Genomic DNA, 23,147 nt, shown 5'->3' with positions numbered 1-23,147 from the left:
AGGTGCAACGCATCCAAAAGTGGGTCGGTCCCGCGCGTCAGATCTCGGCGAGACGCGGCGCGGTCCTCTCGGCGAACTCGCTGACCCAGGCCACCGGGTCGGGACCGTGCGGCGAGACGGACACCGACTGGATGCCCAGCTCGGCGTAGGCCGCGACGTCCTCGAGGAACTTCTCGGGGTCCTTCACGGCGTCGCCGGGCGACTGCAGGGTGCGCAGGATGTCGGCGGGGTCGCGACCCACGTCGGCGCAGTGCTGGTCGAGGACCTCGAGCTTGTGCCGGATGACGTCGACGCCGGCGGGGAAGAGGTTGCAGGCGTCGCCGTACTCGGCCACGAACCGCAGCGTCTTCTTCTCGCCCATGCCGCCGAGCAGGATCGGCGGGTGCGGCTGCTGGATCGGCGCGGGATGGCAGATCGTCTCGGCCAGCTGGTAGTGCTTGCCCTCGTAGGCGCCGTCGTCGTCGCTCCACATCTGGTGGACGATCTGCAGCGTCTCCTCGAGCCGCTCGAACCGCTCCTTCATCGACGGGTACGGAACGCCGAGGCCGAGGTGCTCGCGCTCGTACCAGGCGGCGCCGAGGCCCAGGATCGCGCGACCACCCGACAGCACGTCGAGGGTCGTGGCGATCTTGGCCAGCAGGCCGGGGTGGCGGTAGGTCACGCCGGTGACCAGCAGGCCCAGCTTGACCCGCTCGGTGACGGCGGCGAGGTAGCCCAGGGCTGTGTAGCCCTCCAGCATGGGGTCCTCGGAGCGGCCGACGGTCTCCATCTGGAAGTAGTGGTCCATCAGGGTGACGGCATCGGCGCCGGCCTGCTCGGCCCGGCGCGCCGTCTCGGCGAGGGTCGGGGCGAGCGTCTGCGGCTCGCCGGGGATCGTGAAGTTGTAGACGTGGACGCTGAAGCGCATGGCTCAGCCTAGGCACGCCTCGACGACCGTGGCGACCGCAGCGCGGTCGGTGAGGTCGATCGAGTCCGGGGTGAGCGCGTCGAGCATGGCCTGCTCCTCGGCCGTGCGGTCCCGCTTCACCGCGAGCCCGCGGCGGATCGTCGACATCATCGACCTCTCCACCAGGCTCAGCCGCGACCGGTCCATCGCGCCGCGCACGTGGACGACCTCCAGCCGCTCGCGCAGCTCGTCGGGGAGCTTCGACGCGACCAGCTCGTCGCGCTTCGTCGTGATCCCGGGGTCGCTGAGCCCCACCGTGACCAGGACGAACCGCGTCGCCGTGCCCAGCTCCATGGCCTTCCGCAGCAGGCTGCTGCCCCGCAGGGTCGGGCCGTAGATCGCGCCGCACAGCACGACCACGTCTGTCGCGGCCAGCTGCTGCGGGGTGACCTCGTCGGCGGCGGCCACGGGCGCGCCGAGCGCCTCCCCGATCCAGCTCGCGTAGAGCTCGGCGGACCCGTACTTGGAGGCGTGGACGACGAGAGGCACGCTCCGAGGCTAGGCCGCGGCGGGGGTCACCCGGGCTGGCGCTCGCGACGGTAGGTTGGCCGCGTGACCACCCGCCGGCTGCTGCTCGTCAACGGGCCCAACCTCAACCTCCTCGGCACTCGCGAGCCCGACATCTACGGCTCCGAGACGCTCGCCGACGTCGAGGCGCTCGTCGCCGAGGCCGCCGCCGCCCGCGGCTACGAGGTGCGCGCCGTGCAGAGCAACCACGAGGGCGTCCTCCTCGACGCGATCCACGAGGCCCGCCACGACTGCGCCGGCATCGTCATCAACCCCGGCGGGCTCACCCACACCTCGGTCGTGCTGCGCGACGCGCTCTCGGGCGTGGCGCTGCCCGTGGCCGAGGTGCACATCTCCGACGTCATGGCGCGCGAGCCGTTCCGCCACCACTCGTACGTCGCCGACGTGGCCGTCGTTCACGTGATCGGCGAGGGCGTCCCCGGCTACCGCGCCGCCACGGATCGGCTGATCGACCACGTCGAGGGCCGATAGGATCACCCCACCGGCGCGAGGGAAGGGGATGGTGTGACCTCCCACGACCTCGACGTCATCCTCCTGACGGGGTCCGGAGTCCTCATCCTGGCCGTCCTGGCCGTGCGCCTGTCCGTGGGCATCGGGCTGCCCTCGCTGCTCATGTACCTCGGGCTGGGCATCCTCATCGGCTACGACGGCGCCGGCGTCCAGTTCGCCGACGCGAACATCGCGCTCGTCCTGGGCCTCTCGGCGCTGATCCTCATCCTCGCCGAGGGCGGCCTGACCACGAACTGGTCGACGATGCGGCCCGCGCTGGGCCTCGGCGTGCTGCTGGCGACGGTGGGCACGTCGATCAGCGTGGGCATCGTCGCGGCCGGAGCGCACTACCTGTTCGGCCTCGACTGGCAGCTGGCCGTCCTCATCGCGGCCGTCCTCTCGCCCACCGACGCCGCCGCGGTCTTCTCGGTCCTGCGCTCGGTGCCGCTGAAGTCGCGGGTGTCGGGCGTGCTGGAGACCGAGTCCGGCCTCAACGACGCGCCCATCGTCGTCCTCGTCACGGCGATCAGCGTGGGCGAGATCAACGACCACGGCGTCGGCGGGTTCCTGGCGCTGATCGTCTTCGAGCTCGTGATCGGCGCCCTGCTGGGCCTGCTGGTCGGGTGGGGCGGGGCCCGGCTGCTGCGGCGGGCGGCGCTGCCCGCGGCGGGCCTCTACCCGCTCGTCGTCTTCGCCGTGACGGTGCTGGCATACGCCTCGGCCGCCCTGATCCACGCGAGCGGCTTCGCGGCGGTCTACGTGGCGGCCGTCGTGCTGGGCAACACCGAGCTGCCGCACCGCTCGGCCACCCGCTCGTTCGTCGAGGGGATCGGCTGGCTCGCCCAGATCGGCCTGTTCGTGATGCTCGGTCTGCTCGTGCACCCGAGCGACATCCAGCTCTGGCACATCGGCGCGGGCGTTGGGATCGGCGCGCTGCTGACCTTCGTGGCGCGGCCGGCGTCCGTCGCCGCCTGCGCCGCGTGGTTCCGCGTCGGCTGGCGCGAGCAGCTGTTCATCGGCTGGGCCGGCCTGCGCGGCGCGGTGCCGATCGTGCTGGCGACGATCCCGCTCGCGAACGGCGTCACGCAGTCCATCGACCTGTTCAACATCACCTTCGTGGCCGTCGTCGTCTACACGATCGTGCAGGCCGCGCCGCTGCACCGCCTCGCGCGCTGGTGCGGCGTCGAGAGCGACCGGGGCCGCGACGTCGAGATCGACGCGGCACCCCTCGAGCGGATCTCGGCCGACCTGCTGCAGATCCACGTGCCGTCCACGTCGCGCCTGGCCGGCGTGGAGGTGGGCGAGCTCCGGCTGCCCGAGGGCGCCTCGGTGACGATGGTGGTCCGCGGCGACTCGACGCTCGTGCCGCACCGCACCACGCGCATCCGCGTGGGCGACGAGCTGCTCATCGTGACCACGCGCGACCTGCGCGAGGGCGTGGAGCGGCGGCTGCGGTCGGTGGCCCGGCACGGCCGCCTGGCCGGCTGGGACCTCGACCCGCGCCGCCGCGACTCGTGACTACGGCAGGGTGATCGTGGGGACGCACACGGTGACGTCCTGGGAGGCCTTGAGCTTCGTGCCCGCCTTCTTGAGGCCCTGGTAGTCCGGACCGATCAGCACCGAGATGCCGTCCTCGGTCTCGAAGTCGGCCTGGACGCGCTCGACCTTGCCCTTGAACTGCCGGGCGACGAGCCGCGCGCGGGGGTCGGCCGGGTCCTGGCTCAGCACCATGACGTTCTTCGGCTTGAGCTGGCCGGGGTTGTTCTGGGCGACGCCGCCGAGGAAGCCACGGCGCTCGAGGTTGATCTTCACGCGGTTGGCGACGCCGGCACGCTGGCTGGCGTTGTAGACGTGCACCATGACGAGGTTGCTGCTGAGCACCTCGCCCTTCGCGATCTTCTTGATCTCGCACGTGGGCTCGGCGGCCACGGGATCGGGCTTGGAGAACGCGAGGTTCAGCCCGAGCGCGGTGCCCGCGACGAACACGCCCGCGGTGCCCAGGACGACGAGACGCTCCACGGCCTTGCTCATGACTGCTTCCCGATCGTGAAGACGCGCGCGTGGACCATGGTGCGCTGCTGCAGGGCTGCTCGCAGGGCCCGGTGCAGCCCGTCCTCGAGGAACAGCTCGCCCTTCCAGCCGACGACGTGGGCGAACAGGTCGCCGAAGTACGTCGAGTCGGTGTCGAGCAGCGTCTCGAGGTCGAGGGTGGTCTTGGTGGTGGTGAGATCGTCCAGGCGCACCTGGGTCGGCGCGATGGCAGCCCAGTCACTCTGGGTCAGTCCATGGTCGGGGTACGGCCGCCCGTCCCCCACGCGGCGAAAGATCACCCGATCAGTCTAAGGGGCGGCTCACAGCCGCTCGATGACCACGGGATCCATGGTGTGCCTCCCCGAACGACGCGGAGCCCCTGGCGCGACGGCCGGGGGGAACTAGCCTGAGCACATGACCGAGACCGATCCCTCCGCCGACGAGGTCGCCGCGGCCGCCCGAGCCGCCGCCGAGGCCAAGGCCGCCGCCGAGGAGGCCCAGCGCCGCGCCGACGAGCTGGCCGCCGCGGCCGAGGCGGCGCAGGCGAGGGCCGCCGATCGGACGGAGGCCCCCGCGGCCGAGGCTCCGGCCGCGGACAGCGAGCAGGTGGCTCAGATCCGCGCCGGCTACGCGTTCGAGGGCCCGGCGCTGGAGATCGGCGCGCTGGTCGAGAGCGGCGAGCCGCGCGCCGACGTCCCGGTGCGCATCCCCTTCGGCATGCTCAACCGCCACGGCCTCGTCGCGGGCGCCACGGGCACCGGCAAGACGAAGACCCTGCAGGTGCTGGCCGAGCAGGTCTCGGCCGGCGGCGTCCCGGTCTTCGCGGCCGACATCAAGGGCGACCTCTCGGGCATCGCGACCCCCGGTGCCTCGAACGAGAAGCTGCTCGCGCGCACCGCGAGCATCGGCCAGGACTGGCAGGCCACGGCCTTCCCCACCGAGTTCTACGCCCTCGGCGCGAAGGGCACCGGCGTGCCGATCCGCGCCACGGTCGAGGCGTTCGGGCCGATCCTGCTGTCGAAGGTCCTCGACCTCAACACCACGCAGGAGTCCTCGCTCTCACTGGTCTTCCACTACGCGCGCAAGGCCGGGCTGCGCCTCGTGACCCTGGAGGACCTGCGTGCCGTCGTGGCGTTCCTCGACAGCGCCGAGGGCAAGCCCGAGCTCAAGGCGATCGGCGGGCTCTCGAGCGCCACGGTCGGCGTGATCCTGCGCGAGCTGGTCACGTTCGCCGACTCCGGCGCCGACGTGTTCTTCGGCGAGCCCGCGTTCGAGGTCGCCGACGTGCTGCGCACCGATGCCGACGGCCGCGGCATCGTCTCGCTGCTCGAGGTCCCGGGCGTGCAGGACCAGCCGCAGCTGTTCTCGACCTTCCTCATGTACCTGCTGCGCGAGCTGTTCTCGACGCTCCCCGAGGTCGGCGACACCGACCGCCCGAAGCTCGTCTTCTTCTTCGACGAGGCCCACCTGCTGTTCAAGGGCGCGTCGAAGGACTTCCTCGAGATCGTCGTCCAGACCGTGCGGCTCATCCGGTCGAAGGGCGTCGGCATCTTCTTCGTCACCCAGACGCCGAAGGACGTGCCCGACGACGTGCTGGCCCAGCTGGGCTCGCGCGTCCAGCACCAGCTGCGCGCCCACACGCCGCAGGACGCGAAGGCGCTCAAGGCGACCGTCTCGACCTACCCGCACTCGGGCTACGACCTCGAGGAGGTCCTGACCCAGCTGGCGACGGGCGAGGCGATCGTGACCGTCATGAACGAGAAGGGCGCGCCGTCGCCCGTCGCGTGGACGCGCGTCCGCGCCCCTCAGGGGTCGATGGAGCCCACCGACGCCGCCGCGATGACCGCCGCCGTGGCCGCCTCGCCCCTCGCCGCGAAGTACGCGGCCGTCGCCTCCACCGGGGGCGCGGCCGAGGCGATGGCCGAGCGCACCCGCGCGGCCACGGAGGCCGCCACCGCCGAGGCCGAGCGCAAGCGCGCGGCCGAGGAGGCCGAGAGACTCGAGAAGGACCTGGCCCGCGAGCGCCCGACGGGCACGCGCACGAAGAGCCGCAGCCGCGGCTCGAACCGGATGTCGCCCATGGACCGGGCGATCGGGGAGGCGAGTCGCACCGCCGCCCGCGAACTCATCAAGGCGATCTTCAAGAAGAAGCGGTGATCCCATGTCGGGGGCAGTGAAGGCAGCAGCGGGAGTCGTCCTGTCGATGGGGCTCGTCGCCCCGGCGCTGGTCAGCGTGCCGGCGCAGGCGGCGGACTCGGACTACACGACGCGCAAGGTCGTCATCGGCACGAGCCACCAGGGCCGCAGCATCGTGGCCTTCTACCGCGGCGCGAAGAAGCCGAAGCGGGTCCTGCTGATCCTCGGGCAGATGCACGGTGACGAGCCGGCCGGCCGCAAGACCGCCCAGCACGCGGTCAAGCGCGTGAAGCCGAAGGCGGGCACGGGCCTGTGGATCATCCCGACGATGAACCCCGACGGCGCCGCCCGCAAGACGCGCACGAACGCGCGCGGGGTGGACCTCAACCGCAACTGGCCGACGAGCGGCTGGATCCGCGGCACCAAGGGCTCCCGCACCTACGGAGGCCCGAAGAAGGCCAGTGAGCGCGAGACACGCACGATGATGAAGTTCCTCAAGAGCCAGCGGCCCGACTACATCGTGTCGCTGCACCAGCCGCTGCACGGCGTCGGCACGTCCGGGAAGGACGTGGCCTTCGAGAAGCGGCTCGCGAAGGAGCTGAAGCTCAAGCGCAAGCACTTCGGCGTCGCGCAGGGCAAGGGCACCTCGCCCACGCTCACCGGCTGGTACAACCGCTACCTCGCGAAGCACGGCACGGCGATCACGGTGGAGTACGGGGCGAAGCCGTCCTCGGGCTACGTGAAGGGGGCCAGCCGCGCGATCATGCGCGCGGCGCGCGTGCACCCCTAGGAACGCAAGGACCCCTCGCGTACCCGGCAGGGACCACTGACCCTTGCTGCATTCCTGCCCTGGGGGAGTTGGGTGATGTGCCGCCACGCGAGGGGCTGGTCACCACTATACGAGGCCGGACGTGGGCGTCCGAAGCGGGAGCCCGAACTCGCCGGGGCGATCTGCACAGGATCTTCACGATTCGTCCCCACGATCCGGCGACCCGGGCTCCTAGGTTGGAGGCATGACCGCTCGCCGCATTCTGCTCGTCGAGGACGAGCCCACCATCGGCACCGCCGTGACCGACCGGCTGACCGCCCACGGTCACGAGGTCGTGCGGGCGTGGGACGGGCCCGGCGCGGTGGCGGCGTTCGAGCAGCACGACCCCGATCTCGTGGTGCTGGACGTGATGCTCCCGGGCTTCGACGGCCACGAGGTGTGCCGCCGCATCCAGGCCGTGCGGCCCGTCCCGGTCCTCATGCTCACGGCGCGCGACGACGAGGCCGACGTCCTGGTGGGCCTCGCCGTCGGCGCCGACGACTACCTGACCAAGCCGTTCCGCATGCGTGAGCTGGTGGCGCGGGTGTCCGCCCTGCTCCGGCGGGTCGACCGGGCCGCCCAGCTCGCGGCCTCCGCCCAGGGCTCGGTGCGCGAGTGGGGCGACCTGCGGCTCGACGTCGGCGCCCGGCGCGTCTGGGTCGCGGACGAGGAGATCCACCTGACGCCCACAGAGTTCGACCTGCTCGTGTGCCTCGCCGCCGCGCCCGGCGACGTGCTCTCGCGCGAGCGACTGCTGGCCGAGGTCTGGGGCTGGGCCGAGGCCTCAGGCACCCGCACCGTCGACAGCCACGTGAAGGGCCTGCGCGCCAAGATCGGCGCCGACCGGATCCGCACCGTGCACGGTGTCGGCTACGCGCTCGAGGTCACCCCATGACGCGGCCTCTGGACCCCGTCGGGTCGGTGAAGGTCAAGCTCGGCCTGCTGGTCGCGGCGAGCGTCCTGGTGGCCTCGATCGTGGCTACCGTGGGCGCCGCGGGCGGCGTGCCGATCTGGCTGAGCATCCCCGTGACGATCGCGCTGGCCCTCGCGGTGACCCAGCTGCTGGCGTCGGGCATGACCTCGCCGCTGCGCCAGATGACGGCGGCGGCGGCACGGATGGCGCGCGGCGACCACAGCACCCGCATCACCGACACCTCGCGCGACGAGATCGGCGAGCTGGCCCGTGCCTTCAACCGCATGGCCGCCGACCTCGAGCAGGTCGACCGCCAGCGTCGCGACCTCATCGCGAACGTCAGCCACGAGCTGCGCACGCCCCTCACCGCCATGTGCGCCCTGCTGGAGAACCTCGCCGACGGCGTGAGCGAGCCCGACCCGGCCACCCTGCGCAGCGCGCTGGCGCAGGCCGAGCGGCTCTCGGACCTCGTGGCCGACCTCCTGGACCTGTCCCGCGTGGACGCCGGCGCCGTGCCCCTGCACGTGGAGCCGGTCGTCGTCGGCGAGCTGCTCGCGTCCGCCGCCGACGAGTTCCAGTACGGCGACCGCGACGTCGAGGTCACGGTGGCCGTCGAGCCCGCCGACCTCACCGTCGAGGCTGACGCGGCCCGGCTGCGCCAGCTCGTGGCGAACCTCGTCGACAACGCCACCCGGCACTCGCCGGCGGGCGGGACGGTGTCGATCCGGGCGCGACGCGTCGACGACGGCTGGCTGCTCGAGGTCGCCGACGAGGGTCCCGGCGTCGCGCCGGACTCGCGTGCCCGCGCGTTCGAGCGCTTCGGCACCCTCGCCGAGACCGAGGGCGGGGGCGGCACGGGCCTGGGCCTGGCCATCGCACGCTGGGTCACCGACCTGCATGGCGGGACGATCCGCTTCGTCGACCCCGAGGCCGGCCACGCCGGCGCGCGCGTCCACGCCGTCCTGCCGCTCACCGCGCCCCCGACCCGTGACCGCGCCCCCGTGGCCGCACCGAAGGAGATCCCCGTGCCCGACACCTCCGCACCGACCCCGCCCTCGGCGACCCCGCCACCGCTCCCGTCCATGACGGACTCGCTGTTCGGCGGCCTGTGGCCCGACCGGGGCGAGCCCGGACGACCGCGCCTGCTCGCCTGGGCGGTCGGGGTCGGCGTGCTCGCCGGCATGGCGCTGCCGTTCCACGACCTCGGCCTCGGCACGTTCCTCGTGCTGATGGCGGCGGGCCTGCTGCTGTTCGCGGCCAGCCCGCGCCGGCGCCGGCCGTTCACCATCGCGTGCGCCGTCCTGTGCACCCTCCTGGCCTCCACGGCGCTGATCCGCGACGCCGAGTGGATCGTGATCCTGTGCCTCATGGCCGGCGGTGCGATCGCCACCATGGCGCTCACGGACGCGAGGAACGTGCCGGGCTTCGTGATCTCGGCGATCTCGTGGCCGCTCGCGGGCCTGCGCGGCATCCCGTGGCTCGGCCGCACGGTGCGGATGCTCACGGGCACCGGTCACGGCATCGCCGTGGTGCGCACCGTGCTCTGGTCGGTCCTCGGCCTGACGATCTTCGCCTTCCTGTTCATGTCGGCCGACGCGCTGTTCGCCGAGTGGTTCAGCGGCCTCGTGCCCGACTTCGGCTCCGCCGACTTCGCGGTCCAGGTGTTCGTCGCCATCGCCGTCGGCGGCATCGCGCTGGCGGGCACCTACCTGGCGCTCAACCCGCCGGAGGTGGACACGGTCCGCTGGGAGTCCTCTCCGGTGGCGAAGCGGTTCGAGTGGCTCGTGCCCGCGCTGGTCGTGGACGCGGTGTTCGTCGCCTTCCTCGTGGCCCAGGCCGCGGCCATCTTCGGCGGGCGCGACTACTTCGAGCGCACGACCGGGCTGACCTACGCGGAGTACGTGCACCAGGGCTTCGGCCAGCTGACGGTCGCCACGGCGCTGACGCTGTTCGTGGTCTGGGCCGCGTCCCGCAAGGCCTCCCGCGAGACCGTCGCGGACCGGACGTGGCTGCGCGTCGCGCTCGGCCTGTTGTGCGTCATGACGCTGCTCGTGGTGGCGTCGGCGCTCAACCGGATGGCGCTCTACCAGGAGGCCTACGGCTTCACCCAGCTGCGACTGCTGGTCGACGTCTTCGAGGGCTGGCTCGGCCTGCTGGTGCTCGCCACGATCGCCGCCGGCTGGCGACTGCGCGGCACCTGGCTGCCGCGGTTCGGCCTGATCAGCGGCGCGGTGCTGCTGCTGGGCATCGCCGCGATCAACCCTGACGCCTGGATCGCCGACCACAACCTCGACCGCTACGAGACCACCGGCAAGGTCGACTGGTACTTCCTGTCACAGCTCTCGGACGACGCCGTGCCCACGATGGAGTCGCGGCTCGGGAGCGAGAGCGAGTGCGCCCTGACGACCGACCGCCGCGACGACGCGTCGTGGCTCGAGTGGAACCTCGGCCGCAGCCGCGCCGAGGCCCTCGGGGTCGAGACGGACACTCTCCCGGACTACGCGACCGCCTGCCCGGGACAGACCGACGACTGAGCGACGGGCCCGATTCGCTCCGCGCGGCCGGGTCCACGTAGACTCCTCGGCGGAGGATTCGCATAGTGGCCTAGTGCGCTCGCTTGGAAAGCGGGTTGAGTGAAAGCTCTCAGGGGTTCGAATCCCCTATCCTCCGCCACTCGAAGCCGGCTCAGGGAATCTCACCGAGATCCCGAGGGCCGGCTTCGCTGGTTCCCGGACCCTCTCGCCTGCTCAGAATGCGGACACCCGCGATCCGTGCCACCGTTTTGCAGACCGAAACGGTCGGTGCACCCGCTCCGGCCGTCATCGAGGGAAGGGACCTGACATGTACTTCGGTGGATCCATCGCCCTGATCGCCATCGGCGCGATCCTCGCGTTCGCGGTGACCGATGCCATCAACGGCATCGACCTGACCATGGTCGGCTACATCTGCATGGCGGCCGGTGCCCTGGGCATCGTGCTGAGCCTGATCGTCAACAGCCGCCGCGACCACGCCGTGCGCGACACCCGTCGCGACGACCTGCCGCCGGCGCGCTGAGTCACCCGCCTCGCACGTCCGGTTCATCTGGCGGAAGCATCTGCCGCCAGGGGGTGTTGAACCGGACATGCGCGGTGAATACAAGGTCCCGGGCGGCAAGCTCGTCGCGGTCGACCTCGAAGTCCAGAACGACCGGCTCGTCGACGTCAGTGTCTCGGGGGACTTCTTCCTCGAGCCCGAGGAGGCCCTCCTCGACGTCAACGCGGCGCTGACCGGCCTCTCGGTCGACGCGTCCGTCGACCAGCTCACCTCCTCCATCACCGGGGCCGTCGGCCCCGAGACCGCCTTCATCGGCTTCACGCCCGAGGCCGTCGGCATCGCCGTCCGCCGGGCGCTCGGCAAGGCCACCGGCTGGCATGACCACACCTTCGACGTGATCGGTCCCGTCACGATGGACCCGGCCATGCACGTCGCCCTCGACGAGATCATCGGCCGTGAGGTCGCCGACGGCACTCGCCCGCCCACGTTCCGCATCTGGGACTGGGACAGCCCGCTCGTCGTGATCGGCTCCTTCCAGAGCTACGTCAACGAGATCGACGCCGAGGGCGCCGCGAAGCACGGCATCGACGTCGTGCGACGCGTCTCCGGCGGCGGGGCGATGTTCATGGAGCCGGGCAACTGCATCACCTACTCGCTCGTCGTCCCCGGCTCACTGGTCGAGGGGCTGAGCTTCGAGCGCTCCTACTCGTTCCTCGACGACTGGGTGATCGAGGCGCTCGCCGAGGTCGGCGTGAACGCGCGGTTCGTGCCGCTCAACGACATCGCCAGCGACGCAGGGAAGATCGGCGGCGCCGCCCAGAGGCGCTTCGCCGGCGGCTCGGTGCTGCACCACGTGACGATGGCCTACGACATCGACGCCGACAAGATGACCGAGGTGCTGCGCATCGGTCGCGAGAAGATGAGCGACAAGGGGACCCGCTCGGCCAACAAGCGCGTCGACCCGATGCGCTCGCAGACCGGCCTCACGCGCGAGGCGATCCTCGACAGCTTCCTCGAGACGTTCCGCCGCCGGTACGCCACGCGCGACTCGGAGTACACCGAGGCCGAGCTCAGCGAGGCCAAGCGCCTCGTCGACGAGAAGTTCTCGACGCGCGAGTGGACCCACCGCGTGCCCTGAGCCGCGGGGTGGCCCCGCCCCCGCTCCACTTGTGGAGCGGCGACCACGCAGACGACGAGACCCGCCGAGCAGCGCTCGGCGGGTCTCGTCGTGGGTGAGGCTGGATCAGCCGATCGGGTCGAACACGTCGTGGTCGCCGACCGTGGCGGCCAGTCGCGCCCGGTGGAACTCGCCGTCGCCGACCAGGTGCTCGATCGCGAGCAGCCGGCTGGCGTAGTGGCCGACCGAGTACTCGGCGGTCATGCCGATGCCGCCGTGCAGCTGGATCGCGTCGAGACCGATGTGGCGACCGGCCACGCTGACCTGCAGCGCCGCGTGCGAGGCGGCCGTGGCCAGCTGCTCGGGCGTGGTGTCCTCGTCGGCCGCGACGATCGTGGCCCACGTGATCGTGCTGCGCGCGAGCTCGAGCGCGACGTACATGTCCGCGGCGCGGTGGTTGAGCGCCTGGAACGTGTTGAGCGTGACGCCGAACTGCTTGCGCGTCTTGAGGTAGCCGACCGTGGTGGTCAGTGCCGTCTCCATCGCACCGAGCGCCTCGTGGGCGTAGGCGATGCGGGCGCGGTCGAGGGCGACCTCGAGCGCGGCGGTCTGGTCGCCACCCTCGCCCAGCTGCACCGCGGGGGTGTCGCCGAACGTGACGGTGGCGGCGCGGCTGCCGTCGTTGGTGACGGCCGTCTCGACCGCCGTGGCGCCCTCGACGAGGAACACGCCGGTGCCGCCCTCGGGCAGCGCGGCCGTGACCAGCAGCAGGTCGGCACGCTCGGCCTGGACCACGGGGGCCTTCACGCCGTTGAGCTTGCCGTCGGCGAACGTGACCGACGCCTGCGTCGACCAGCGCTTGCCGGGCTCGAGCCACGCCAGGATCGGCAGGACCTCGCCGCCGGCGATGGCGTCGACGTACTGCTTCTTCTGCTCGTCGGTGCCGAGCGCCTCGATGAGGCCGCCGGCCAGCACGATCGCCTCGACGAACGGGTCGGGGGCGATGACCTTGCCGAGCTCCTCGGCGGCCAGCGAGACCTCGACGGGCGAGGCCTCGAACGGCAGGCTCAGCACGCCCATCTCGGCGAGCTTGTCCCACGCGGCGAAGCCGGGCTCGGTCTTGGTGACCTCACGACGGGCCTCGGAGGACTCGTAGACGTTGGTGATCAGGCCACGGACGGCCTTGACGAGAGCCTTCTGCTCCGAATCGATGGTGAAGTCCATGTCACAGTCCCAGGATCGTGCCGGCGATGATCTGGCGCTGGATCTCGTTGGATCCGCCGTAGATCGACACCTTGCGGTTGTTGAGGAAGACGCGGGTGTCGCGGCTGGTGATGGCCGCGGGACCCTCGAGGTCGACGAGCAGGTCCGAGACGGCCTGCGTCAGCTGCGAGCCCTTGATCTTGAGCACGCTCGAGGCCGGGTGCGGCTTGTCGCCGGACGAGCCGGCGGCCACGCGCAGGGCGGTGAGCTCGAGCGCGGTGAGCTGGTTCTCGATGTCGGCGATGCGCGAGGCGTACTGCTCGAACACGCCCTGCTCCTTGGCCTTCTTCTTGGCCGAGGCGAGGTGCAGCTGGCTGTCGCCCACGCGGGCGATGCCCACGCGCTCGTTGCCGAGCAGGAACTTGGCGTAGGTCCAGCCCTTGTTCTCCTCGCCGACGAGGTTCTCGGCGGGGACGCGCACGTTGTCGAAGAAGACCTCGTTGACCTCGTGGCCGCCGTCGATCAGCTCGATCGGGCGGACCGTGAGCCCCTCGGACTTCATGTCGATCAGCAGGAAGCTGATGCCCATCTGCTTCTTGGGCGCATCGGGATCGGTGCGAACCAGGGTGAAGATCCAGTCGCCGTACTGGCCGAGCGTGGTCCACGTCTTCTGGCCGTTGACGACGTACTCGTCACCGTCGCGCACGGCGGTGGTGCGCAGGCCCGCGAGGTCGGAGCCGGCGTCGGGCTCGGAGAAGCCCTGGCTCCACCAGATGTCGAGGTTGGCGGTGGCGGGCAGGAAGCGCTCCTTGAGCTCCTGCGAGCCGAAGGTCGCGATGACCGGGCCGACCATCGAGGCGTTGAAAGCCAGCGGCGGCATGACGCCGGCCAGCTGCATCTCCTCGTGCCAGATGTGGCGCTGGAGCTGGGTCCAGTCCTTGCCGCCCCACTCGACGGGCCACCCGGGAACGGCCAGTCCGCCGGCGTTGAGCGCCTGCTGCGAGCGCACGATCTGGTCGCGCGTGAGCTCGCCGCGGTTGATCACGGCGTCGCGGATGTCCTGCGGAACCTGGGTGGTGAAGAACTCACGCATCTCCTCGCGGAATGCCTGGTCCTCGGCTGACAACTGAAGTCTCATGAAGTGCCCCTTCGCACTAAGCGCTTGCTTAGCATCCAGAATACTGTGCAACTGCCGTTGACACCAGTGAGTCACTTCCGCTTCGACTTGGCTCGGAAGGGGCCCACCAGACGTGGTCCGGACAGCCGGCGCTCGAGCCGCTTGGTCTCGCGTCCGAGCGGTTGAGCAGCATACTCACCGAGGATGACACCTGCGGCCAGCGCCACCGCCACCGCCATCGCGGTGATGCCCGCGAAGATGCCCGAGAGGCTCTCCTCTGCCAGCTGCGCGAGCGAGCGGTAGATCGTCAGGCCGGGCAGCAGCGGGACGATCGCGGGCACCACCATGACCAGCGCCGGGATGCGCAGGCCGCGCGAGGCCGGGTAGCTGACGACACCGATGAGGAAGGCGGCCATCCCGGCGGCCCAGGGCCGGTCGAGCCCGTTCTGGAACATGGCGGACGAGAACGCGCCGGCGCCCGCGCCGATCGCCGCGATGACCGGCACCGAGGTCCACGGCGCGTACGACTGCACCGCGAAGCCAGCGGCCGCGACGGCCGCGCCGATCGTGACGAACGGCAGGTGCGACAGGTCGGGCCAGCTCGTGCCCGAGCCGAGGTCGACGCCGAGCATCCGACCGACCATGAGGCCGCCCGAGACGCCGGCGACGATGCCGCCCGTGGCGAGCACGACCTCGAGCAGCCGCGCCACGGCGGTCAGCTGGTAGCCGGTGAGCGCGTCCTGGATCGCGCCCATGAGGCCCAGACCGGCGAGCAGCACGACGATGTTGGCGGCGATGACGAGCGAGGGCGGCGACGGCACCTGCAGCGCGGCGGCGGACACGGCGATCAGCGAGGCGCACAGTCCGCCCACCACCTGGATGTAGAAGTCGGGGAGCCGCCGTACCTCGAGCGGCCGCCGGACCACCTCGATCACGACGGCGGCCAGGAACGCGATCGCCGTGACCAGCACGCCGCCGCCGAGCATGAGGGCGACGCCCGCGCCGACCGCGCCCGCCGCCGCGATCACGACCCAGCGAGGACGCGCGTGGCCGCTCGTGGCGATCGCGGCCAGCCGCGAGCGGGCCTCGTCGAGGCCGAGCTCGTCGTTCAGCAGGTCGCTCACGAGGCGGTCGATCGCGGTGACGTCCTCGAAGTCGGTCTCGCGCCGGACCACGTTCCGACGCAGGATCAGCGGCGGCTCGTCGAGCTGCTGGTCGTGGACCATCGTCAGCATGATGTGCGTGACGTCGACGTAGGTCCCGCGCAGGCCGAGATGGCGGGCGATCGACGACATCGTCGCCGACACGTCGGCCGTGCCCGCGCCGTTGGACAGCAGCATCTCCCCCGCGCGCAGGGCGAGGTCCATGATGCGGAGAGTCTCCGGCGCCGAGGTGCTCATGACTCCACCTTTCCTGATGGCCCGGGAGGATGCCGCGTACCCCCGGACCGAGCCGTCGCCTGGGCCTAGGGTGGGGGTCCGAGCAGCGCGAGGAGGACCGATGACCGGCTGGACCGAGGACATGCTGGGCGACCCGTACGAGCGACGGACGATCGACCTGGGCACCGATCCCGACGGCGAGGGCGAGATCACCGCGACCCTCGTCCGGCGCCGGTTCGAGGGCGAGCCGCGCGGCGCACTGGTCTACGTGCACGGCTTCAGCGACTACTTCTTCCAGACCGAGCTCGCCGAGTTCTACGCCGACCGCGGCTTCGCCTTCTACTCCCTCGACCTGCGCAAGTGCGGCCGGTCGCTGGGCCAGGGCCACACCCCGCACTACGTCTCGGACCTCGCGCTGTACGACCGCGAGCTCGACGAGACCCTGCGCACCGTGCGCGCCGAGGTGCCCGACGTGCCGATCGTGCTCTCGGCGCACTCCACGGGCGGCCTCGTGCTGCCGCTGTGGCTCGACCGGCTCAACCTCGAGCCCGGCGGCGCGCGCGGGCGCGGCATCGCCGGCCTGGTGCTCAACAGCCCGTGGTTCGACCTGCAGGGCGCGCCGTGGATGCGCTCGATCGGCACGCAGGCGATCCGCGCGTTCGCGAAGGTCCGCCCCAAGGACCGCATGCGGCTGCCTCTCGCCGAGGCCTACGGCGTCAGCCTCTACCGCGAGCACGGCGGCCTGTGGGACTACGACCTCGCCTGGAAGCCGCTCGCCGGGTTCCCCGTGACCTACGGCTGGCTCACGGCGGTCCGGCGCGGCCACGCGGTCCTGCACCGAGGCCTCGACGTCGGCGTGCCCTCGCTCGTGCTCCGGTCGCACCGGTCGTGGTTCAGCTTCAAGCACCACGAGAAGACCGACACGTCCGACGCCGTGCTCGACGTCCGCCAGATCGCGCGGTGGTCGGGCTGCCTCGGCGGCGACGTCACCTCGCTGCAGGTGCGGAACGCCCGCCACGACGTCTACCTGTCGAACGACGACCCGCGCGCCGAGGCCTACCGGCTCACCGGCGAGTGGCTCGACCGCTGGATCCCGTGACGCGCACGATCGGGTTCGACCTGGACATGACGCTGATCGACTCGCGCCCGGGGATCCGCGCGGTCTACGAGGAGCTGTCGCGCCAGACGGGCGTGCCGATCGACGCCGAGCTGGCGGTGTCGCGGCTCGGGCCGCCGCTCACGTGGGAGCTCGAGCACTGGTTCCCCGCCGAGGCCGTGCCCGAGATGTTCGCGCGGTACCGCGCGATGTACCCCGAGATCGCGATCCCCCGCGTGCTCGCGATGCCCGGCGCGGACGAGGCGCTCGCCGCCGCGCGCGAGCTCGGCCGCGCCATCGTCATCACCGCGAAGGCCGGACCGAACGCCGTCCTGCACCTCGAGCACCTCGGGCTGCCCCACGACGCGGTGGTGGGCGACGCCTGGCGCGAGCAGAAGGCCGAGGTCCTCGTCCGCGAGTCCGCCGACACCTACGTCGGCGACCACGTGCACGACATGGACGCGGCGCGGATCGCCGAGGTGAGGGGCCTCGCCGTGACCACCGGGCCCTGCTCGGCCGAGGAGCTGGTGGCGGCCGGCGCCGCCCACGTGGCGGACGACCTGACGGCCTTCGTGCCGCTGCTACGAGCCGGCGCGAGCCCTCGCCCGTGAGCTGTGCGGCGACGGTGACCGCTGTCGGGGCAGGCGTCTAGGGTGGTCTCCGTGGACGCACCCCTGGCGCTTTACCGCCGCTATCGGCCCGAGACGTTCGCCGAGGTCATCGGCCAGGATCACGTCACCCAGCCGCTGCGCCACGCCCTGTCGAACAACCGAGTCAACCACGCCTACCTGTTCAGCGGACCGCGCGGCTGCGGCAAGACCACCAGCGCCCGGATCCTGGCGCGCGCGCTCAACTGCGAGCGCGCACCGATCTCCGACCCGTGCGGCGAGTGCCAGAGCTGCCGCGACCTCGCGCGCGGCGGGCCCGGCAGCATCGACGTCATCGAGATCGACGCGGCCAGCCACGGCGGCGTCGACGACGCCCGCGACCTGCGCGAGCGCGCGTTCTTCGCGCCCGTCAGCAGCCGCTACAAGGTGTACATCATCGACGAGGCCCACATGGTCTCGCCGCAGGGCTTCAACGCGCTGCTCAAGCTCGTCGAGGAGCCGCCGCCGCACCTGAAGTTCATCTTCGCCACGACCGAGCCCGACAAGGTCATCGGCACGATCCGCTCGCGCACGCACCACTACCCGTTCCGGCTCGTCCCGCCGAAGCTGCTCAGCGACTACATGCTCCAGCTGTGCCGGAGCGAGGGCGTCGGCCTCGAGCCCACCGCCCTGCCGCTCGTCGTGCGCGCCGGCGGCGGCTCGGTCCGTGACTCCCTCAGCGTGCTCGACCAGCTGCTCGCCGGCTCGGGCCCCGACGGCATCACCTACGACCTCGCCGTCCAGCTGCTGGGCTACACGCCCGACTCGCTGCTCGACGAGGCCGTCGAGGCGTTCGCGGCCGACGACGCCGCCACCGTCTTCGGGGTCGTCGACAAGGTGATCGAGTCCGGTCAGGACCCGCGCCGGTTCGCCGAGGACCTGCTCCAGCGGTTCCGCGACCTCGTGATCCTCAAGGCCGTGCCCACCGCCGTCGAGAACGGGCTGCTCGAGACGCCCGCCGACCGCACCGCCGTGCTCCAGCGCCAGGTGGCGGGCTTCGAGCCCACCGAGCTCACCCGCGCGGCCGACCTGGTCAGCGAGGCGCTCACCGAGTTCCGCGGCGCCACCGCCCCGCGCCTCATGCTCGAGCTGATGTGCGCGCGGATCCTCGTGCCCGGCGCCGACAACTCGGTCGAGGGCTTCCACGCACGTCTCGACCGGCTCGAGCGGCGGCTCTCCGGTGCCGCGCCGGCTCCCGTTCCTGCGGCCGCCGACGCCCCGCCGCCCCCGACCGCCGCGGCACCCGCGCCCGCGCCCGTCGCTGCGCCGGATCCCACGTGGGAGACCGAGTCCCCGACTCCCGCACAGCAGGCTCACGAGCCGCAGTCCCCCGAGCCCCAGGCTCCCGAACCCCGGACGCCGACGCCCCAGCCGGCCCCGGAGCCCGCGCCCCAGCCCGCCCCGGTGGCGCCCCGGGTGCAGCCGCCCTCGGCACCCGAGCCCGAGATCTCGCAGCCGGCCCCCGCGGCACCCGGTCAGCTGACCACGGCCGACGTCCGCCGGATGTGGCCGCAGGTCCTCGAGCGGGTGCAGCAGCTGCGCCGCTTCACGTGGGTCATGCTCAGCCAGAACGCCCAGGTGGCGGCGCTCGACGGCTCCACCCTCACCCTCGCGCTGGTCAACACCGGCGCCCGCGACTCGTTCGTCAAGAGCGGCTCCGACCAGATCGTCCAGCAGGCGCTGTCCGACGTCATGGCGGTGCAGTGGCGCATCGAGGCGATCGTCGACCCCTCGGCCACGCCCACCGGCACCGCGCCGGCCCCCGCCGTGAGTGCGCCGTCCCCGCCCGCGCCGCAGGAGTCGCGCGTTCCCGAGTCGGTCCGCGATGCCCTCCGCCAGGGTCCCGTGCCCATCGAGCGGCTCGATCCCGACGCGGGCGTCGACCCCGACGACCCGGTCGTCGACGACGGCACGCAGGACGCCGAGGCACTGCTGGCCGAGCACCTCGGAGCCGAGATCATTGACGAGACCACCCACGGCTGACCCTGCCCCGCCGGTGCGGCGGCGACTCGACCTCGACGCGTCGCCCACCGAGGTCCTGCGGCGCCTGCGCGGCCGCGACCGGCTGGTCGCCCTCGTCGGCGCGTGGCACCAGGGCGAGGCGCTCATCGCCTGCGAGCCCGTACGCCTGCTGGAGGCGTGGGACGACGTCGACCTGCCCCGCCAGGACGACGACGGCTTCGGCGGTGGCTGGATCGGCGCGTGGGGCTACCGCCTCGGCCGCCACGTGGAGCAGCTCCCCGACGGCCCGCCGCGACCGATTCCTCAGCCCGACCACCGGGTCGGCCTCTACGACCTCGTGCTGCGCCGGGTCCGCGGCACGTGGTGGCTCGAGTCCCTCGGTGAGCCCGATCCGGCCCGCGTCGACTCGCTCCTCGAGGCCGTCGTGACGCCCGCGCCGGCCCAGCCGTTCACCGCGGGCACGTTCGAGCTGACGCCCGGTGCCGACGCCCACCGCGCGGCCGTGCGACGAGCCCTCGACCACATCGAGGCGGGCGACATCTTCCAGGTCAACCTGTGCGCACGGCTCGAGGCGGCGTTCGAGGGCGACCCGCTCGACGCGTTCTGCAGGGGCGTCGAGTCACTGCGCCCCGCCTACGCGGCCTACGTCTCGTCGCCCGAGGGAGCGCTGGCCAGCCTCTCGCCCGAGCTGTTCCTGCGCCGCACCGGCGACGAGGTGCTCACCTCGCCCATCAAGGGCACGGCGCCGCTGACCGCCGACCCCCGCGAGCTCGAGGCCTCGGCGAAGAACCGCGCCGAGAACGTCATGATCGTCGACCTCATGCGCAACGACCTCGGTCGCGTGGCGCTGCCCGGATCGGTGCGGGTCCCGGCGCTCAACCGGCTCGAGCGGCACAGCGTGTGGCACCTGGTCTCCGACGTCGTGGGACACCTGCCCGCCGAGGTCGGCGATGGCGACCTGCTGCGCGCCACGTTCCCGCCCGGCTCGGTCACGGGCGCCCCGAAGGTGCGAGCGATGGAGATCATCGCCGAGCTCGAGACCACCGGCCGCGAGGCCTACACGGGCGCGATCGGACACGTGAGCGCCACCGCCGGGATGGAGCTCAACGTCGTCATCCGCACGTTCGAGTTCGCGCGTGACGCCGAGGGACGGCAGCGGGTCTGGCTGGGCGTCGGCGGCGGCATCGTGGCCGACTCCGACCCCGACGACGAGTACGCGGAGTGCCTCGTGAAGGCCCGGCCGCTGATCCGCGCGATCGGCGGACGGCTCGACCTCGAGGCCTCGCCGGCGGGTGTGTCGGAGGCAACGGCCTTGCCCGTCGGCGACGCCGGCCGCGCCGTCGACGCGTCCCGCGGGATCTTCGAGACCGTCCTCGTCGTGGACGGCCACGCCGACGACCTCGACGCCCACCTCGCGCGACTCGACGCCAGCGTCCGGTCCGTCTACGGCACCACCGTCAGGGCCGGGCTCGAGGAGGCGGTGCACCGGCGCATCGCGGGTCTGCACGGCCGGCAACGGCTGCGGCTCGACGCGGTCCCGCGCGGCGACGACGTCCGGGTCTCGATGACCACGTCACCGCTCGATACCGCCCCGGCCGCGTGGGCGCTCGTGCCGCAGGTGCTCCCGGGCGGTCTCGGCGAGCACAAGTGGGCCGACCGCTCGCGGGTCGCGCCCGCCGCCGCCGAGCCGCTGCTGCTCGACGCCGACGGATCGGTTCTGGAGACCGAGCGCGCCAACGTCTTCGCGGTCCTCGACGACGGCCTCCACACGCCCGCCCTCGACGGTCGCCTCCTGCCCGGCACCACCCGTGCGCGCGTGGTCGAGCTGGCGCTCGGCCTCGGCATCCCCGTGTTCCAGCACCGGCTCACCACCGCCGACCTCGCGGCCGCCACCGAGGTCTTCGTCACCAACGCGCTGCGCGGCATCGTCCCGGTCACCTCGTGCGAGGGCGTCGGCGCGTGGGGGCCGGGACCCCTCACCGCCCGCCTCGCCGAGGCCCACCGGGCCTTGTGGGGAGCCGGAGCTCTCGACCTCCCGGCCGCCCCAGCGACCCGAAGGTCGAAGGATCCGTCCACCACCGGGCGGCCGCGGGTGCTGTTCATCGACAATTACGACTCGTTCGTGTTCAACCTCGCGCAGTACGTGGGCGAGCTCGGCGGCAGCACCGAGGTCGTGCGCCACGACGCCGCGAGGGTCGACGAGCTGCTCGGTGGCGACTTCACCCACGTGATCGTCTCGCCCGGGCCCGGCACGCCCGCCGACGCCGGCATCAGCGCCGAGGTCGTCCGCCGCTTCGGCGCCCACACGCCCGTCCTCGGCGTCTGCCTCGGCCACCAGGTGATCGGCGAGGTCTTCGGCGCGCGCGTCGTCCGCGCCGACCGCGTGGTGCACGGCAAGTCCTCGCTCGTCCACCACGACGGGGCGGGCGTGTTCGCCGGCCTTCCCTCACCGCTGGTCTGCGCGCGCTACCACTCGCTCGTCGTCGAGGACGTCCCGCCGGTCCTCGAGGTCACGGCCCGCACCGGCTCGGGCATCGTCATGGCCCTGCGCCACCGCGAGCTGCCGATCGAGGGCATCCAGGTGCACCCCGAGTCCATCCTCACCGCTCGCGGGCACGACCTGCTGGCGCGCTTCCTGGGACTCAGTACCGCATGACCACGCGGCCGTCGATCCGGCCGTGCTCCATCTCGTCGAAGATGTCGTTGATCTCGTCCAGCGACCTCGTCGACACGGTCGGGTGGATCCGGCCCGCCGCGAAGAACTCGAGCGCCTCGACCATGTCCTGACGGGTGCCCACGATCGAGCCGCGCACGGTCAGCCCGCGCAGCACGATGTCGAAGATGTTGGCCGGGAAGTCACCCGGCGGCAGCCCGACGAACACGATCGTGCCGCCGCGGCGGGTCATGCCGGTGGCCTGGCCGAACGCCTCGCGGTGCACGGCCGTGACCAGGACGCCGTGCGCCCCTCCCACCGTCTCCTGCACGAAGGCGACCGGGTCGTCCTTGGCCGCGTTCACGACGTGCTCGGCGCCGTGCTTGCGCGCCAGCTCGAGCTTCGCGTCGTCGACGTCCACGCCGATCACGCGCATGCCCATCGCCACCGCGTACTGGACCGCGATGTGGCCGAGGCCGCCGATGCCGCTGATGACCATCCACTGCCCCGGGTGCGTGTTCGCGACCTTGAGGCCCTTGTAGACCGTGACGCCCGCGCACAGGATCGGCGCGACCTCGACGTCGTCGACCCCGTCGGGCACGCGTGCGGCGAAGCGCTCGTCCACGAGCATGTACTCGCCGAACGAGCCGTCGACGCCGTAGCCGCCGTTCTGCTGCTGCTCGCACAGCGTCTCCCAGCCCTGGCGGCAGTACTCGCAGGCGCCGCACGCCGACCACAGCCAGGCGTTGCCGACCCGGTCGCCGACCGCGAGCTGCGTGACGCCCTCGCCGAGCGCGACCACCTCGCCGAAGCCCTCGTGGCCGGGGATGAGCGGGCGCTTCGGCGGCACCGGCCAGTCGCCGTTCACGGCGTGCAGGTCGGTGTGGCAGACGCCCGAGGTGATCAGCCGGACGAGCGCCTGGCCCGGGCCGGGCGTCGGCACCGGCACCTCGTCGATGGTCAGGGGGGCGCCGGCCTCGGCGCTGACGGCGGCGCGCATCGTGCGCGGGATGTCGGTCATGGTTCGTCCTCTCCACCACGGACGCTAGTCCGCGAAGGTGTCACCGACGTTGCATCCGATTTGGCCCC

20 protein-coding genes, 1 tRNA gene and 1 other RNA gene are annotated in these 23,147 nt (G+C 72.1%); 13 read left to right on the top strand and 9 right to left on the bottom strand.

Features of this window, described 5'->3' with window-relative positions:
- Nucleotides 1-37 precede the first annotated feature (37 nt).
- On the bottom strand, nucleotides 38-907 hold the full coding sequence (locus BJ975_RS15660) for an LLM class F420-dependent oxidoreductase (RefSeq protein WP_179427601.1): 870 nt from the start codon (nucleotides 905-907) through the stop codon (nucleotides 38-40).
- Nucleotides 908-910: 3 nt separating this feature from the next.
- Entirely contained in the window at nucleotides 911-1,435 is a 525-nt protein-coding gene (locus BJ975_RS15655) for a flavodoxin domain-containing protein (protein WP_179427599.1), read from the bottom strand.
- Nucleotides 1,436-1,498: 63 nt separating this feature from the next.
- On the opposite strand from BJ975_RS15655, the gene aroQ reads away from it, so the two are divergent.
- Together aroQ and BJ975_RS15645 are read left to right on the top strand one after the other, a co-directional pair.
- On the top strand, nucleotides 1,499-1,945 hold the full coding sequence (gene aroQ, locus BJ975_RS15650) for a type II 3-dehydroquinate dehydratase (RefSeq protein ID WP_179427597.1): 447 nt from the start codon (nucleotides 1,499-1,501) through the stop codon (nucleotides 1,943-1,945).
- Between the two features lie 33 nt (nucleotides 1,946-1,978).
- Nucleotides 1,979-3,481, top strand: coding sequence for a potassium/proton antiporter (locus tag BJ975_RS15645; protein ID WP_179427594.1), 1,503 nt, complete (start codon nucleotides 1,979-1,981; stop codon nucleotides 3,479-3,481).
- Here the strand turns inward: BJ975_RS15645 and BJ975_RS15640 are convergent, their stop codons facing one another.
- Both BJ975_RS15640 and BJ975_RS15635 read right to left on the bottom strand, forming a co-directional pair.
- Nucleotides 3,482-3,994 (bottom strand): LytR C-terminal domain-containing protein, encoded by a 513-nt coding sequence (locus BJ975_RS15640; protein WP_179427592.1) that lies wholly within the window; start codon nucleotides 3,992-3,994, stop codon nucleotides 3,482-3,484.
- Nucleotides 3,991-4,293: a type II toxin-antitoxin system VapB family antitoxin gene (locus tag BJ975_RS15635; protein WP_179427590.1), complete on the bottom strand. Its 303-nt coding sequence runs from the start codon at nucleotides 4,291-4,293 to the stop codon at nucleotides 3,991-3,993. The genes BJ975_RS15640 and BJ975_RS15635 overlap by 4 nt, the downstream gene beginning before the upstream one ends.
- A 115-nt stretch (nucleotides 4,294-4,408) precedes the next feature.
- Between BJ975_RS15635 and BJ975_RS15630 the strand changes: the two genes are divergently transcribed.
- Both BJ975_RS15630 and BJ975_RS15625 read left to right on the top strand, forming a co-directional pair.
- The gene (locus tag BJ975_RS15630; RefSeq protein ID WP_179427588.1) at nucleotides 4,409-6,151 is read left to right on the top strand and encodes a helicase HerA-like domain-containing protein; all 1,743 of its coding nucleotides are present in this window, start codon (nucleotides 4,409-4,411) and stop codon (nucleotides 6,149-6,151) included.
- A gap of 4 nt (nucleotides 6,152-6,155) precedes the next feature.
- Nucleotides 6,156-6,920, top strand: a complete 765-nt coding sequence (locus BJ975_RS15625; protein WP_179427586.1) for a M14 family zinc carboxypeptidase — start codon at nucleotides 6,156-6,158, stop codon at nucleotides 6,918-6,920.
- Between the two features lie 6 nt (nucleotides 6,921-6,926).
- On the opposite strand, the gene ffs is transcribed toward BJ975_RS15625, so the two are convergent.
- Nucleotides 6,927-7,017: signal recognition particle sRNA small type (gene ffs / locus BJ975_RS15620), an RNA gene on the bottom strand.
- A 126-nt stretch (nucleotides 7,018-7,143) separates the two neighbouring features.
- Between ffs and BJ975_RS15615 the strand changes: the two genes are divergently transcribed.
- From BJ975_RS15615 to BJ975_RS15595, 5 genes are all read left to right on the top strand, one after another.
- Nucleotides 7,144-7,833: a response regulator transcription factor gene (locus tag BJ975_RS15615; RefSeq protein ID WP_179427584.1), complete on the top strand. Its 690-nt coding sequence runs from the start codon at nucleotides 7,144-7,146 to the stop codon at nucleotides 7,831-7,833.
- Nucleotides 7,830-10,385, top strand: a complete 2,556-nt coding sequence (locus tag BJ975_RS15610) for a DUF4153 domain-containing protein (RefSeq protein ID WP_179427582.1) — start codon at nucleotides 7,830-7,832, stop codon at nucleotides 10,383-10,385. The genes BJ975_RS15615 and BJ975_RS15610 overlap by 4 nt, the downstream gene beginning before the upstream one ends.
- A gap of 51 nt (nucleotides 10,386-10,436) precedes the next feature.
- Nucleotides 10,437-10,524, top strand: a tRNA-Ser gene (locus BJ975_RS15605).
- A 168-nt stretch (nucleotides 10,525-10,692) separates the two neighbouring features.
- Nucleotides 10,693-10,905 (top strand): DUF6458 family protein, encoded by a 213-nt coding sequence (locus tag BJ975_RS15600; protein ID WP_179427580.1) that lies wholly within the window; start codon nucleotides 10,693-10,695, stop codon nucleotides 10,903-10,905.
- 67 nt (nucleotides 10,906-10,972) lie between these two features.
- Nucleotides 10,973-12,022 (top strand): lipoate--protein ligase family protein, encoded by a 1,050-nt coding sequence (locus tag BJ975_RS15595; protein WP_179427578.1) that lies wholly within the window; start codon nucleotides 10,973-10,975, stop codon nucleotides 12,020-12,022.
- Between the two features lie 105 nt (nucleotides 12,023-12,127).
- Here BJ975_RS15595 and BJ975_RS15590 read toward each other — a convergent pair whose 3' ends face one another.
- From BJ975_RS15590 to BJ975_RS15580, 3 genes are all read right to left on the bottom strand, one after another.
- The gene (locus tag BJ975_RS15590) at nucleotides 12,128-13,225 is read right to left on the bottom strand and encodes an acyl-CoA dehydrogenase family protein (protein ID WP_179427576.1); all 1,098 of its coding nucleotides are present in this window, start codon (nucleotides 13,223-13,225) and stop codon (nucleotides 12,128-12,130) included.
- A gap of 1 nt (nucleotide 13,226) precedes the next feature.
- Nucleotides 13,227-14,342 carry an acyl-CoA dehydrogenase family protein gene (locus tag BJ975_RS15585; RefSeq protein WP_179427574.1) on the bottom strand — a complete coding sequence of 372 codons (1,116 nt, stop codon included), beginning with the start codon at nucleotides 14,340-14,342 and terminating at the stop codon, nucleotides 13,227-13,229.
- 71 nt (nucleotides 14,343-14,413) lie between these two features.
- Nucleotides 14,414-15,721 carry a threonine/serine exporter family protein gene (locus BJ975_RS15580; RefSeq protein WP_179427572.1) on the bottom strand — a complete coding sequence of 436 codons (1,308 nt, stop codon included), beginning with the start codon at nucleotides 15,719-15,721 and terminating at the stop codon, nucleotides 14,414-14,416.
- Between the two features lie 100 nt (nucleotides 15,722-15,821).
- Here BJ975_RS15580 and BJ975_RS15575 point away from each other — a divergent pair, with 100 nt between their 5' ends.
- The 4 genes from BJ975_RS15575 to BJ975_RS15560 are packed head-to-tail and all read left to right on the top strand — an operon-like array spanning nucleotide 15,822 to nucleotide 22,061.
- Complete coding sequence (locus tag BJ975_RS15575) at nucleotides 15,822-16,799, top strand: alpha/beta hydrolase (RefSeq protein ID WP_179427570.1); 978 nt, start codon at nucleotides 15,822-15,824, stop codon at nucleotides 16,797-16,799.
- The gene (locus BJ975_RS15570) at nucleotides 16,796-17,407 is read left to right on the top strand and encodes an HAD family hydrolase (RefSeq protein WP_317628245.1); all 612 of its coding nucleotides are present in this window, start codon (nucleotides 16,796-16,798) and stop codon (nucleotides 17,405-17,407) included. Before BJ975_RS15575 ends, BJ975_RS15570 begins: the two co-directional genes overlap by 4 nt.
- A 21-nt stretch (nucleotides 17,408-17,428) precedes the next feature.
- Complete coding sequence (locus tag BJ975_RS15565; protein ID WP_218846849.1) at nucleotides 17,429-19,426, top strand: DNA polymerase III subunit gamma and tau; 1,998 nt, start codon at nucleotides 17,429-17,431, stop codon at nucleotides 19,424-19,426.
- A 13-nt stretch (nucleotides 19,427-19,439) separates the two neighbouring features.
- On the top strand, nucleotides 19,440-22,061 hold the full coding sequence (locus tag BJ975_RS15560) for an aminodeoxychorismate synthase component I (protein WP_179427566.1): 2,622 nt from the start codon (nucleotides 19,440-19,442) through the stop codon (nucleotides 22,059-22,061).
- On the opposite strand, the gene adhP is transcribed toward BJ975_RS15560, so the two are convergent.
- Nucleotides 22,048-23,079, bottom strand: a complete 1,032-nt coding sequence (gene adhP / locus BJ975_RS15555) for an alcohol dehydrogenase AdhP (protein WP_223302979.1) — start codon at nucleotides 23,077-23,079, stop codon at nucleotides 22,048-22,050. The two genes, BJ975_RS15560 and adhP, sit on opposite strands and share 14 nt — an antisense overlap.
- Nucleotides 23,080-23,147 lie beyond the last annotated feature (68 nt).

Source organism: Aeromicrobium tamlense, assembly GCF_013408555.1.
Classification (GTDB): Bacteria; Actinomycetota; Actinomycetes; order Propionibacteriales; family Nocardioidaceae; genus Aeromicrobium; species Aeromicrobium tamlense.
This window is presented reverse-complemented; position numbering and strand designations above follow the sequence as displayed.

Excerpts from the sequence above, each read along its gene's own strand:
- BJ975_RS15660 (WP_179427601.1), bottom strand. The coding sequence starts at position 907 with ATGCGCTTCAGCGTCCACGTCTACAACTTCACGATCCCCGGCGAGCCG.
- BJ975_RS15640 (WP_179427592.1), bottom strand. The coding sequence starts at position 3,994 with ATGAGCAAGGCCGTGGAGCGTCTCGTCGTCCTGGGCACCGCGGGCGTG.
- BJ975_RS15630 (WP_179427588.1), top strand. The coding sequence starts at position 4,409 with ATGACCGAGACCGATCCCTCCGCCGACGAGGTCGCCGCGGCCGCCCGA.
- BJ975_RS15625 (WP_179427586.1), top strand. The coding sequence starts at position 6,156 with ATGTCGGGGGCAGTGAAGGCAGCAGCGGGAGTCGTCCTGTCGATGGGG.
- BJ975_RS15615 (WP_179427584.1), top strand. The coding sequence starts at position 7,144 with ATGACCGCTCGCCGCATTCTGCTCGTCGAGGACGAGCCCACCATCGGC.
- BJ975_RS15610 (WP_179427582.1), top strand. The coding sequence starts at position 7,830 with ATGACGCGGCCTCTGGACCCCGTCGGGTCGGTGAAGGTCAAGCTCGGC.
- BJ975_RS15600 (WP_179427580.1), top strand. The coding sequence starts at position 10,693 with ATGTACTTCGGTGGATCCATCGCCCTGATCGCCATCGGCGCGATCCTC.
- BJ975_RS15595 (WP_179427578.1), top strand. The coding sequence starts at position 10,973 with ATGCGCGGTGAATACAAGGTCCCGGGCGGCAAGCTCGTCGCGGTCGAC.
- BJ975_RS15590 (WP_179427576.1), bottom strand. The coding sequence starts at position 13,225 with ATGGACTTCACCATCGATTCGGAGCAGAAGGCTCTCGTCAAGGCCGTC.
- BJ975_RS15585 (WP_179427574.1), bottom strand. The coding sequence starts at position 14,342 with ATGAGACTTCAGTTGTCAGCCGAGGACCAGGCATTCCGCGAGGAGATG.
- BJ975_RS15580 (WP_179427572.1), bottom strand. The coding sequence starts at position 15,721 with ATGAGCACCTCGGCGCCGGAGACTCTCCGCATCATGGACCTCGCCCTG.
- BJ975_RS15575 (WP_179427570.1), top strand. The coding sequence starts at position 15,822 with ATGACCGGCTGGACCGAGGACATGCTGGGCGACCCGTACGAGCGACGG.
- adhP (WP_223302979.1), bottom strand. The coding sequence starts at position 23,079 with ATGACCGACATCCCGCGCACGATGCGCGCCGCCGTCAGCGCCGAGGCC.